The sequence below is a fragment of the Pedobacter terrae genome, from assembly GCF_036946585.1.
Lineage (GTDB): Bacteria > Bacteroidota > Bacteroidia > Sphingobacteriales > Sphingobacteriaceae > Pedobacter > Pedobacter terrae_C.
The window spans coordinates 102,514-115,401 of record NZ_JAQIIV010000007.1 but is presented as its reverse complement, the minus strand read 5'-3'; the positions used below and the strand labels follow the sequence as shown (position 1 = coordinate 115,401).

The window sequence follows — 12,888 nt, the reverse complement described above, 5'->3', positions numbered from 1 at the left end:
GCTAACCGCTAAACGATTTAGACAATTAACCCATACTATTTATCGTAATACGGCTTATATTTAATATTTGGCGATAAAACATGAAGTAATATTATTCTCGAATAACGATAATTGAAAGGGTACAGTACAAAACAACCTGTAAAAATCACAATCAGGTAAGGCCAGAAAGTTTCGTCAGTAAGGGCACCAAAAATTAAATAGGTTAGAAAACTGGCTACCAGCATTTCAATCACATTCATGGCATAGCTTACATACATGGCTGCATAAAAGTAACCCGGCTCAATTTCTATCCGCTGTGCACAATGTCCGCAGATCTCTTTGGTGTGCTGAATGTTCCAGCCGTACATACTACCTGTAAAAATATCTCCTCTACGGCAATGCGGACATTTACAATGCACAATGGCATAAAGTTTTGAGGTCGTTTGTTCAGACATGCTTTTAATTTAAATTAAAAGGTTCTTTTTTCATGTTGAGCTGGATATTCTTTTTACGGTATTTTTTGTACCACACCACACCCACAATAACAGCCATTAAATAAGGAAGAGATAAAAGATACAATACACCTGTATTTAAGCCGGCAGTTTGTGTATTGCCATTTTTTACACCCTGCTCGGCATTAATAGTACACATGGAACATTGCGCATTAACATTTGGACTTACAGCAAAGGTAAATACCAATACAAACAGGATAAAAATTGCTTTCTTCTTCATGGTTTACAAATATAGGAATAAACGCATGGAGGGGTTTAAAAATTATGTCATAAAAAACCCCGCACCAATGGTGCGGGGTTTAAATGTAGTTTTTAATTAATCGATTGCTTTGGTTCTTTACATAATTGTTTTTCCCACCAGATAAAAGCAATTAATAAAATAATATTAATCATCATAAAAATATATGAACCTGCAGAAATCCACATCAATATATTTAAGGAGATTAATAAGCTTGGTGAAATATTAAACTTCCTTGCTTTTTTATAATTAAACTGATAATCGACCGCTCCTATAATCAAAACAATAACGCCTAAAATAATGCTGATAAGCTTAGCCTGTGGAGAATATACTTTTTGATCAAACAACATAAAAAGAAGGTGGTTTAAAATAAAAACCAGATAGCCTAACATTTGTCTGTAAAGCATAGGAAATATTATTAAAGTATATGCCCCCGAAATGTTCGGGGGCATATTTAAAGATACTACTTTACTATAAAATAACCAATTTCAAACTTTCATCAGCATTGGCATAATAACCATTTGGGTAAGTCGTTGTTGCCGCTTTAAAGGTTAATTGCTTAAATGTGATGCCATCGACAGTATATTCCTTGAAACCGTCGATTCCAGTATCTGTTGGCCTGAACGAATAGTTATTGCTTCCTGCCAGTAAACCGTTAAATACCCCCCAAGTTACCGCAGTTGTTTTACTTGCCGTTACAAAACTGAAAGAATTTGCATTGTAAAAGCGATTAAATGAAGCTCTGTAACTAGCCATTAAAGCAGGTACGCTTGCTGCATTTCCAGTTACTGGTACCATAACCAGGGTGGTGTTTCTTTTTCTGCCTTTTAAGATAACTGAATCGGCATTGGCTTTTACTACCAAAAACTCTATATCACCACCTAATCCAATATCAGAAGCACCCCAGTTACTAAGTACGCCTGGCAATGCAAAGTAATCCAAAACAGAATTGTAGGTATCAAAGGTTAATATTGGCCCGGCACCAGGATATACTTTATAAGAACTGGTCACGTTCCCCGTTGTATAATCAGCCTGAATGTTTACATCTGTAGCAGAGGTAAAATTCACAAATAAATTAACCCCTCCGTATGGCGCATTAGCCCCAGGAAAATATTGAAAAATCCATCCGTTGGGTTTACTTCTTAAAATATTCTGCGCATTAGCCACCGACTGATTTAATCGTACGGTTGGGCTTTCGTCAAAAACTCTGTCTTTTTTCTTATCGCATGCCGCTAAAAACACAAAACAGATGATAGTTAACAGATAATAATTTCTTTTCATAATATATAGATTATAATGAAGTTTGATTAAAATTAGGCAGATTGGCTATACGAGCCTGGATATTTGCCCTTAATACATCCATGTCAATTTTCCATACCGTTAACATGTAATTTTTCACCAATATTAACTTATTGTTAATGATTGTTCTGCCGGCAGCAGTACTACCTGTGGCATTTAACCTGGCATCCCATTGAGCAGCCGACAAGGTTACATAAAACGAATACAGCTCTGCAAAATCTTCTTTATCAGAACTACTTGCATACGGTGAAATGAATCCGGCCGCAATTGCTGCACCATCATTAGCCCAGGCACTAACCCAAAGATCATCTACATAAGAAGTTCCGGAAATTGTTCTGAAACTACTTGGAAAATCGGTAGTTTGATTTAAGATATGCTGAAACTCATGGTGAATGGTATGGAAATAACTATCGGTTAAAAAATTTGCATTAACTCCGGTAGTAGCATTTAATCTGTTCACCTCGTAAAGTGTAATCTTTCTGGCACCTTCGGCCGTACCTAATATTCTGGTACCATTATTTCTATAGGCAGCTTCACCGATATAGTTGATCAGTTTAGGGAAATAACCTTTGATAAAAGATTTTCCACCTGTTATATCGTCATATGGTTCAAAACCCAGATATTTTAATAACTTGGTCATTCTGATCGAGCTTGCATAACTTGCCGGAACCAGGTTATAATCCAGGTCAGATTCTTTATCTACATATTTATATAAAACATCAATATTGTAGTCTAATACTAAATTACCGTAAATATAATTGTCCAATGCATTTTTTTCGATCGTCGAATCAACAAAAACACTATTTGGATCCAACTTTTCCTTTTTGCAACCATTAGTTACTAAGGTTCCTGCTAAAAGAAATAAATAAATTTTATTAAATTTCATGTCTATCTTGGATTAGAGGTTAAACCAGAGGTGATTACATCTTGTGGCAATTGTATTGCTCTTCTATTATCTCTTACTACTAATTTATTGTTGCTTATTGGGCCTGGTTTACCAGCTACAATTGTGCGTCTTGTAACTTCGATGCCGTAACGTTTAACATCAAACCAGCGCAAGCCAGTAAGTAAGGTTTCTATTCTCCTATAATACAATACCGCCTGAAGCATATTTTCTTGAGTACCTGCTTCTATAGTAAATTCAGCATTGAACTTTTTTCTTGGTGTTGAAGTTTCGGGCGTTGAATAAGCAAATGATGTTGCCCATGAATCAATACTTGCCTGTGTTACAGTCAAAGACGAAGTAAAAGTATTGCCTACGAATAGGTTAATATCAGCTAAGGCGGCAGTATAATTTTTCAATTGAATATTTGCTTCAGCTCGGGTAAGTAAAGCTTCTTCTAAGGTAAATGGCGTAAAAACACTGTGGATATAGCCAATACCTGCAACCGGATCGGTATATTCAAATTGATAAGAAACATGTGGCAATAACACTTTATCCAAATTTGCACCTGAATAAGTATAGCTTCTAACACGGTAACCTGGAGTACCAGCATAATTACCGTGAGGTGTATTTTTTATCAAAATTGATTCGTTACCCGCAATATAAGCACCATGAGAGTATCTGCTACCTGTATAATAGTTACCAAAATTTAATGCGGCAGATGAAGCAGGTGTACTGATCAGAAAATTTGCCTTTATACTACTCGAGTTGTATTCTCTTGTTGTATTGGCAAAGTTGGCACTAAAAGTTGAAATGTAAGTATAATCCCTTAAGTAAGTAGAAGGAGAATTGTTGAATGAAGCTGTGGCATAACTTACAGCTTTAGCCCAATCGCCTTTGTAAAGAAATAACCTTGCTGCAAAAGCATTTGCTGCTGATTTGTTAAAGTGATACTTGGCAACGTTTGAGTTTGAATAAGAAGCGTCATTGATCAACGGAATACCCTCTTCCAAATCTTTAACCATGAAGTCATAAACTTCTGCAACAGTATTGCGTTCATATTTAGGATCAAGGGTAGATTCTGGCTTAGTCATGTAAGTTATACCTAAATCTGTTGCTGATTTTGACGGCGAATAATGTTGTGCAAACATATTTACCAATATAAAATGTCCATATGCCCTGGCAACTAATGCTTCTCCCCTTTGCGGAGCTAAATTTGCAGGGTTACCTTGCTCGTTAATGGCATCAAGGGCAGCATTGGCGCTGGCTATTGCACCGTAGCACCCACTCCATAACCTGTCAATACCGTCATTATTTGTTTCAGTGATATCTTGCCAATTAAATGCCTGAGTAGAAAACCGATCATAGTTTGGATTTGATTCACCGTAATCATCAACATTATCTGAAGATAACTCAGAAACCAATACATATGAATTTGCCGGGTAGGCTGACACCAACATTTTGGCTATTTTTTCGGTATTATTAAGCTCAGCCCTGTTATCTGGCAATTCATCCAGATATTTCTTACAAGAAGAAAAACCGGAGATAATAATTGCACTAAATGCGAGAAATAAATATTTATTTTTCATTATAAGTTTCATTTATTAAAATCCAACCCTTAAAGTTAAAGTATATTGTTTTGCTAAAGGCAATGCCACGCCACCTGCATTTACGAATTCAGGATCTTGGCCATTCAGGTTCTTATCTGCATAGATCAACCATAAATTGGTAGCATTTAAACGTAAAGAAGCAGCATTAAGACCAATCCTAGATAACATTTTCTTGTTGAAATCGTAAGAAAGTGAAATATCTTTTAAGCGAACGAAATCTCCCTTTGCAATATTAGCTGATGAATAATTATAGGAGTTGTAAGCAATGCTATAATTACTGTTGTTTCTAAGATATCTCTTATCTAAGATCACAGGAATATTTGTTCTTAACTCATCGCCAGGAACAGTCCATGCATCGTAAAATTCTCTTGTACTGGCATCAAGATCGGTATAACCCGTTTTGAAAGCCGGATTTAAACGCACTACGTTACCGAAAGAGTATGTTACAAAAACATTTAACTTAAAGGCTTTATAGCCAAAGATGTTGCCTAAACTTCCTAAGTGAGTAGGTTCAGTAGTTCCTTCGTATTTTAGAAAACCTACATTATCTCTATTTTGAAGGTATACTCCTGTAACAGTTTCGCTACCATCACTATTGGTAAAAATTGGTAATCCATCATTTTGTAACCTCACAAAAGGTATAGAGAATAAAGAGCGGGCCGGATAGCCTTGTAAACCATAACCCGTACCCGTAATCAAATCAATTACACGCGCATTGTTTTCAGAGTTAGTTACTTTATTCTGGTTGTGTGTATAGATAAAATTCGCGGTCCAAGAGAAATCGTTCTTTTTAAGTATTGTACCGGCTACACTTACCTCAACACCACTTGATTTCATATCAGCTACGTTACCATATTTTGTAATCTCACCACCCAATCCTTGAGTATTAATGATACCTATCAAGTCAAAATTGTTCCTTTTGTACCAGTCTACATCAACTGCTAATCTATTTCTAAACAGGCTAAAGCTGGTACCAAGGTTTAACTCATGTTTTTTCTCAAAGGTGAGTTCAGAGTTTTCTAGAGTATTAATTTCTAAACCTGTTTCCCTATCGGCGTTCGTTGGCCTCCAAGGATTGTAACTACTGTATATTGCTTTTGAATTCGTTACATAACTCGGACCTCTATCGGCTGATAAGCCGTATGAACCTTTAAATGATAAGCTCGAAAACGGCGTGTTTAACCCCTGAAAGAATTTTTCTTCCATAACGTTCCAGAGTCCAGATACACTCCAGGTTGGCAACCATCTGGCTGATGTAGATCTACCTAACCGATTACTTCCTTCGTATCTTCCGGTTGCCTTAACTGTATACTTTCTATCGTAAGTATACGCTGCCTCACCGAAGAAAGCAACTTCCTTACTCCTGGTATTACCAACCGTATAATAATTTGTATTTTCTTCTGAAGCACGTTTAAATACACGATAATCTGTAAAAGGAATTTCACCTAAATCATATTGTAATCCCCAACCTCTAAAGAAATTATTATTTCTATAAATTTCACTTAAAGTAGATCCACCAACAATATCGATATTATGTCTATCGGCGAAAGTTTCATTATATTGAGTAATAAAACGGAAATCATTACTGGTCAGTTTATTATCTACTCGGTTATAAATACCTCCTGACGGAAGGATTGAAACGGGCACAGCATACAAGATACTAGGATCAGTGTACAGATATGGGTTGTTATCTCTGATGATCGTAGTACCCATTGCCCGGTATGCCGATGCCTGGTTTGAACTATCTTTAATATAATGTTGTTGTGAGGTTTGATTGTATCTTGTTGAGGCCAGAAAACTGAAGTTTAAAGTTTTTAGTGCTTTCCAGCTCAATTCTCCCTGAAACTTAACATCAGCCACATTAACATCCATATAATTGTTTTCTAATTCATGTAAGATGTTAAATGGCGCATAGTTTCTGGTATAAAAAGTATTTGGATCTAACGTTCTTGACGTATTTAAAGCATAAGAATATGGGTTAATATCGAACTGACGACCTACTGTTCCAAAAACCACATCGGTAGATTGTCCTAAGGTTCCGGGAGCTCTCTGATCGCGATATGATCCATTTGATAAGAGTGTTAATTTCAAATTATTACGTAGATTATAGGTAGCATTAAAATTTGCGGTATATCTTTTCACTCTGCTTTGCTTAGTCCAGCCAGGGTCATAAACTGCACTTAAAGATGAATAGTACTGTGCCTTTTCTGTTCCTGATGACATACTAATAGAGTGATTTTGCATAATGCTATTGTTAAATAGCAAATCAAACCAATCCGTATTTCTATATTCTGCCTCTCGTAAATAAGCGTTTTTAGCGGCTTCGGTATTTTGCAGCTGACCAGAGTTGATCAGTTGATACATTTTACCATACACACCACTGTTTGAAGCATTGGATACACTTGAATTATTTAACCAACCTCTTTGCTCCAGCATTTGATAAACCCCCATTTGCTCCTGAGAGTTCATGATGTTAAAATTGTCATAAGAGAATTTAGAGCGGGTGGTAAGTTCAGATACATAATTAAAGCTATTTACGCCTGCCCTACCTCTTTTAGTAGTAATTACAATTACACCACCTTTTCCTTTAGCACCATAAATTGATGTTGCCGCACCATCTTTTAAGATCTGAAAACTTTCAATATCATTTGAGTTTAAGCCTCCAACAGCCGAACTGATCAGTGTTAGCGCATCTCCAGATGATAAATCATCAGAACTGATATCAGCAACATCTTCCAGAATTACGCCATCTACAACCCAAAGTGGTTTTGAGCTTCCGTAAATAGAACTTGCACCACGAATTCTAATTTTTGGAGCCGTACCAAATGTACCTGTTGTATTTTGAACGGTTACACCGGCAACACGACCATCAAGCATCCTGCTCGGATCAGGCAAACCACCTATTTCAGCATCCGATACTTTAACATTCGAAGTAGCACCTGTAAACGTTCTTTTATCAACAGTAGTTCCCATACCGGTTACTACAACTTCGTTTAACTGAGCTGCATCTTCCTCCAAAGTAACATTAATATTGGTTCTGCCATTTAGTGCTACCTCAATGGTTTGGTAGCCAATGTAGCTAAAAACCAAAGTTGCACGGTCGGCCACATTGATGCTATATTCGCCTGCCGAATTTGTTGAAACACCATTAGTTGCACCTTTCTCTTTTACACTTACACCAGGTAGTTCATTACCATTTTTATCCTTCACTTTACCCGTTACCCTTACCTGCGTGAAATAATCAACAACCTTACTAAATAACGTTTTTTGAACAGGTGTAATCAGGATGGTCTTGTCTTCTATTGTATAAGTAAGATCCATTCCTGAAATAATTTTACCCATTACTTCTTCAATGGTTGCATTACTGAAGTTGGCATTAATTGTTGTAGTACTTTTTATCTTATTTGTAGATAATAATACATCGTAACCAGATTGCTGTCTGATTTCCCTGAACATTTTTTCTAATGTTACATTTTTTTCTTTCAATGTAACCAGCTGGCCAAATGAAGCTGCACTTACCTGCATTAAAGAGGCAAGCAATATGACTGTAACTAACTTCATAATTAATAGGAATTTAGGTATGTAGCGTTGATGCGTACATAAAATTCTGGTATAAATTTTGTACATTTAATAGTCTGTTTTGGGCGAAGCGCAATGAAGTTTGGACGCTAAAGCGCGTTTCGCGGTTATCCAAGAAATAATTTAATTTTTAATCAGTTCCGATTTACGGAATAGCTAAACAGATATAAAAGGGGTGTTGGAAGCACTCCTTTTTTTATTTAGCCCAGCATGTCAGGAGTTTTGTCGAAGTTTATTCATTAGTTGTTGGGTTAGGTTGATAATTTATTAGTTAATTTATTTTTTGAGATTAAGGTTAGTTATGCCTTAATCTTCTTACCATCATTCTTTATATACAATTAATTTATTGCCTTTAATATCAAATCGTACTTCTCCTGTTTGTTCGAACTTGGTCAACATCTTTGATATTTTTTCGAAACGGTTTACTGTCCCGTAATACATTACATCTTTAGCTTCCGGATCAACATATTCTACCTCTACATTATACCAACGGGCAACTTTACGTAAAATGCTCGCCTGCTTCTCGTTATTAAATTTGAAATAACCTTCTTTCCAAGCAACAGCTTCATCTACATCAGCCTCTTTGATATTAATTCCAGAAGCTGTTACAAGCGATTGTTCACCTGGCTTAAGCACTTCGCTTTCATTCGTATTTTTATGAGACACCCGCACACTGCCTTCCAATAGAGTAGTTCTGGTTACGTTTTCATCTTTATAGCTATTGATGTTAAAGTGAGTGCCCAATACCTCAACTGTCTGTTTATCGGTTTCTACAGTAAAAGGATGTGCTGCATTTTTAGTCACTTCGAAATAGGCTTCACCATCCAACTTTACCATACGATGTTTTGCAGTGCCAATGTTTAATGCATATTGAATTGAAGAAGCAGCATTTAACCAAACCGTAGATCCATCTGGCAACTTGATTTGCCACTCGCCACCATTTGGGGTCGAAATGGTATTTAACCTGTCATCGTTTACATTTTCTGATCCGGCAATATTGTACACTAACTGGCCGTCGTCAGTTTTGGTGATGGAGAAACCAGCTTCTTTTGCAACATCGCCTTTCATGGCATCCGAAAGGGAAATTTTTCTCCCATCAGCCAAGGTCAGAATAGCTTTGTTTTTTCCAGGGGCTATATCGGTAGCAAAAACATGTTCTTTCTTCTTCTGCAGAGAAAGGTAGGCCGTTAAAGAAAACACAACAAACACCACAGCAGCGGCAGCCCATTTTAAGCTATTCATTAAAATCCGTCTTGGCGACCGGGTCGGTTTATCAACTGTTAGAATTTTATTAAGAACCGGATTCCATTTTTCCTCATTAACATTAGCGGCATGTTCTTCTTCTGAAATAATCATTTTCACGATTTCATCAGAAAGTAACGATGTGCTGTTTTCTACCAAAACTAAAAGTTCCTCCTTTTCAGGCTGACTTAAGGTTTTAGCGGTAAACTGTTTTAATAGATAATGTATACGTTCTTCCATAAAGATTCTGACACTAAGAAGCCGCAAAAGAAAATTAGGACTATTAGAATATCATTTTTTTCTATTTTATTTTTAAAAAGAAAAAAACAATTGGAAAAAGGAATACAATACCGTGCTGATCGAGATGTATACGAATCGATTTTAAGGCAATTACCAGAGCATTTTTAACGGTATTAGGAGAAATATTAAGTATTTCTGCAATTTCGGGGATAGTTTTACCATCGCGTCTGCTTAATTGATATATATTTCTCCTTTGTTCGGGTAATTTATCTATAGCAACTGCAACAATTCTTGTAACTTCATTTAAGTTAATAGTCTCTACAGTATTGTTATGACTATCGCGCTGTTTGGCTGTAAACGCATCAACAATCCGATCTTCTTTTAATTTTTTACGCAGGTAGCTTAAACATTCGTTAGAAACATATTTGTACAGATAGGCCTTCACATTCTCTACTTCTGTAAGTTTATCGCGATTTAGCCAGACCCTTAAAAAGGCATCTTGAATAATTTCTTCAGCCGCGTCATCAGATTTTGTAAATTTTGAAGCAAAAATGTGAAGCACAGGAAGGTATTTGAAGAACAAAACAGAAAATGCTTGTTCGTCTCCTTCCACGATTTTATCAATCAGGGCGCGCTCTTTATCCACATTACTTACCGACATAAAATAGTTCGTTAACTGCCTTGTAATTATTCTCCAAGACTTAACAGATAGATTAATAGATATGGTGAACTAAATAGATTTAGTTGAACCATAATACAACTTTATAACCAAATATACAGATTAGTAAATTTTGTACACCAAAAAAATGTATTAAAATAGATAAAGCCTTACTTTTTAAGGTAAGGCTTTATCTATTTCTTCAAAAGGTATTTTATTTAGTTAGTATTGATAATATGGCGAAATCATCAAATAAACCACCACACCAGTTATAGCAACATAAAGCCATAAGGGAAATGTGATCCGTGCAATTTTTCTGTGGCGATCGAAACGTTCGGCTAAAGCCCTTACATACGTAACCAAAACCAAAGGAATAATGGCAATTGATAATAAGATATGTGTTAATAAAATAAAAAAGTAAACATATTTTATCGTTCCATCTCCTCCAAACTTAGTAGAGGGTGTAGTCATATGGTAGGCAATATACATCACCAAAAATAATAATGAGCAACCTATAGCTGTTTTCATTAAATTTTGGTGCAACTGTATCTTTCCGTTTTTTATTGCCCAGACCGCAACAACCAACAATAAGGCCGTAATGCCATTGATGGTAGCATATATAGGCGGTAAAAAAGGTAGTGCAGGCACATCAATACCCAGGTCTTTGAGCTTTACCACAAACAAAAAAGCTACGGCGACTGGAATGAAAATGGAAAGAATAATGATCCACTTACTATATTTTTTCTCGATCGGACTATTTTCCATGAGTATTAAATCTTTTATAATTATCATTTTGCTTTGGGTAAAGCGTACTCCAAACGCTAACCGCTGAACACTTAACTGCTAACCTTACTATCTACCATCTTTAACGTTCCTTAAATATTCGGCAATAAGCACTTTTATTTCATCCTCCAACTTGGCATTTGCTCCTGCATCGTCGGCATCATAAATACCCCGTATACGATGAAAATTATCGATTAGCACTATTTTATTACTAAATATGAAGTTGCGCTTTCCGCTGGTATCATTTGCGACTACGTCAAGCAGTAAACCCTGCCTGATCAACGGATAAGTTTGTGCAGTATCTCCTGCTAAAAAATTCCATTTACCCTCCTTGGCCTTAAAATCAGCGGCAAATTCTCTGAGCTTACTTAAGTCGGCCGGATCAACAGATAGGCTTACAAATTTAACCAGGGGCTTTTGTTCATAGCCATCAGATAGTTGTTTGATGTATTTATTTGCCTGTTGGTTTCTGGCCCCGATATAGAATAAATTGAGTACTACAATCTTATTTTCATATGATTTCCAACTTAGCGTATCATTGTGCTGATTAATGAGTTTAAAATCAGGAACCAAATGATAAATAGTATCCGGAATCTTCTTTCCCTTTACACTATGAAAGGTAGTGGCCACCGTCTTTTTGCCGAAGATGGGTAAACTCTTATACCTGTTTTTGGCAAATTGTGGCAATAAGTAAAAAAACAAAAATCCCGGTATAGCTAAAATGCTTACCAGGATTAATACCTTTTTTATCGGATTTCTTTTCATTAATGATTCATCATGTGGATGTTTAAAAACCCACCTTCAATCAGCATTAAAACAATAAAGTAAATAATGAAAATGAATGACACTGTTAAGGCTAACTGCAGGCCTAGTTTCTCATACTTTAAGTGCATAAAGTAAGCCACAATATAAAATGCTTTTAATAATGTTAAAACAATATAAACATAATTACCGATGTGCTGGGTCATATATCCTTTCGGGATTAGAACCAATGCAATGATAAACTCAATTACAGTAATTAATAAAAGGACTCCAAAAACCTTCCAGATTTTACCTTTCGATAAACCTGCATGATCATCGTGTCCGTGTTCGTCTGTTGTATGTGTGTGCTCTGACATAAAAATATTTTTATATATGATAAATTAAACCAAATAGAAGAATGTAAATACAAACACCCAAACTAAATCTACGAAGTGCCAGTATAAACCAACTTTTTCCACCATTAAATAATGTCCTCTTCTTTCAAAAGTTCCATTGATTGTCATAATCAAGATAATGATGTTGATTACAACCCCACTAAATACGTGGAAACCGTGGAAACCGGTAATGGTGAAAAACAAGTTTGCAAACTGTTGTGCAGCAACTAAAGAAACGTCTTCAGGCTTAAGGAAAAAGTTTTTTAATTCTTCAGCAGAAGGAATATGTCCCCACCAGAAACCATCGTGGTGTAAGTGAGTCCATTCAATAGCCTGACAGCCCAAGAACATAAAACCACCAACAATGGTTGCGATCATCCAGCCGATAACTTCTTTCTTAGCACGTCTGTGACCTGCCTCTACAGCTAAAACCATGGTTACCGAACTCATGATTAAGATAAAAGTCATGATACCTACAAAAACCAATGGTGCACCGTGCTCTGCAATACCTGGAATAGATTGGAAAACTTTATCTGGAGCTGGCCATGTTAATTTAGAAAAACGCTGAGCGCCGTAGTAGATCAATAATGACGAAAAGGTAAAAGCATCTGATAATAGGAAAAACCACATCATGATTTTGCCATATTCTACCGACCACGGAGAACGACCACCATTCCATGGTCCGGTTTTAACTTGATCTAATTGTGATACTGCATTCATTTGGAAATA

At 36.2% G+C, this 12,888-nt stretch carries 13 protein-coding genes; all 13 read right to left on the bottom strand.

What is annotated here, in order from left to right; genetic code table 11:
• Window positions 1-35: 35 nt before the first annotated feature.
• Window positions 36-434: a DUF983 domain-containing protein gene (locus tag PGN18_RS12145; protein ID WP_335319763.1), complete on the bottom strand. Its 399-nt coding sequence runs from the start codon at window positions 432-434 to the stop codon at window positions 36-38.
• Window positions 435-438: 4 nt separating this feature from the next.
• Window positions 439-711, bottom strand: coding sequence for a hypothetical protein (locus tag PGN18_RS12140; RefSeq protein WP_205058132.1), 273 nt, complete (start codon window positions 709-711; stop codon window positions 439-441).
• A 92-nt stretch (window positions 712-803) separates the two neighbouring features.
• Complete coding sequence (locus PGN18_RS12135) at window positions 804-1,136, bottom strand: hypothetical protein (RefSeq protein ID WP_335319762.1); 333 nt, start codon at window positions 1,134-1,136, stop codon at window positions 804-806.
• A 64-nt stretch (window positions 1,137-1,200) separates the two neighbouring features.
• Window positions 1,201-2,010, bottom strand: a complete 810-nt coding sequence (locus PGN18_RS12130; protein ID WP_335319761.1) for a DUF4302 domain-containing protein — start codon at window positions 2,008-2,010, stop codon at window positions 1,201-1,203.
• A gap of 10 nt (window positions 2,011-2,020) precedes the next feature.
• On the bottom strand, window positions 2,021-2,914 hold the full coding sequence (locus PGN18_RS12125; protein ID WP_335319760.1) for a zinc-binding metallopeptidase: 894 nt from the start codon (window positions 2,912-2,914) through the stop codon (window positions 2,021-2,023).
• A gap of 2 nt (window positions 2,915-2,916) precedes the next feature.
• Window positions 2,917-4,500, bottom strand: a complete 1,584-nt coding sequence (locus PGN18_RS12120; RefSeq protein WP_335319759.1) for a RagB/SusD family nutrient uptake outer membrane protein — start codon at window positions 4,498-4,500, stop codon at window positions 2,917-2,919.
• 15 nt (window positions 4,501-4,515) lie between these two features.
• On the bottom strand, window positions 4,516-8,082 hold the full coding sequence (locus PGN18_RS12115) for a SusC/RagA family TonB-linked outer membrane protein (protein ID WP_335319758.1): 3,567 nt from the start codon (window positions 8,080-8,082) through the stop codon (window positions 4,516-4,518).
• A 339-nt stretch (window positions 8,083-8,421) separates the two neighbouring features.
• A complete protein-coding gene (locus PGN18_RS12110; protein ID WP_335319757.1) occupies window positions 8,422-9,582 on the bottom strand; it encodes a FecR family protein in 1,161 nt (386 codons plus the stop codon).
• Window positions 9,583-9,643: 61 nt separating this feature from the next.
• On the bottom strand, window positions 9,644-10,243 hold the full coding sequence (locus PGN18_RS12105; protein WP_335319756.1) for an RNA polymerase sigma-70 factor: 600 nt from the start codon (window positions 10,241-10,243) through the stop codon (window positions 9,644-9,646).
• A 219-nt stretch (window positions 10,244-10,462) separates the two neighbouring features.
• The gene (locus tag PGN18_RS12100) at window positions 10,463-11,032 is read right to left on the bottom strand and encodes a DUF420 domain-containing protein (protein ID WP_335319755.1); all 570 of its coding nucleotides are present in this window, start codon (window positions 11,030-11,032) and stop codon (window positions 10,463-10,465) included.
• Window positions 11,033-11,092: 60 nt separating this feature from the next.
• Window positions 11,093-11,788: an SCO family protein gene (locus PGN18_RS12095; protein WP_335319754.1), complete on the bottom strand. Its 696-nt coding sequence runs from the start codon at window positions 11,786-11,788 to the stop codon at window positions 11,093-11,095.
• Entirely contained in the window at window positions 11,788-12,141 is a 354-nt protein-coding gene (locus PGN18_RS12090; RefSeq protein ID WP_335319753.1) for a cytochrome C oxidase subunit IV family protein, read from the bottom strand. The genes PGN18_RS12095 and PGN18_RS12090 overlap by 1 nt, the downstream gene beginning before the upstream one ends.
• Window positions 12,142-12,165: 24 nt before the next feature.
• Window positions 12,166-12,879 (bottom strand): cytochrome c oxidase subunit 3, encoded by a 714-nt coding sequence (locus PGN18_RS12085; protein WP_205058123.1) that lies wholly within the window; start codon window positions 12,877-12,879, stop codon window positions 12,166-12,168.
• Between the last annotated feature and the right edge of the window lie 9 nt (window positions 12,880-12,888).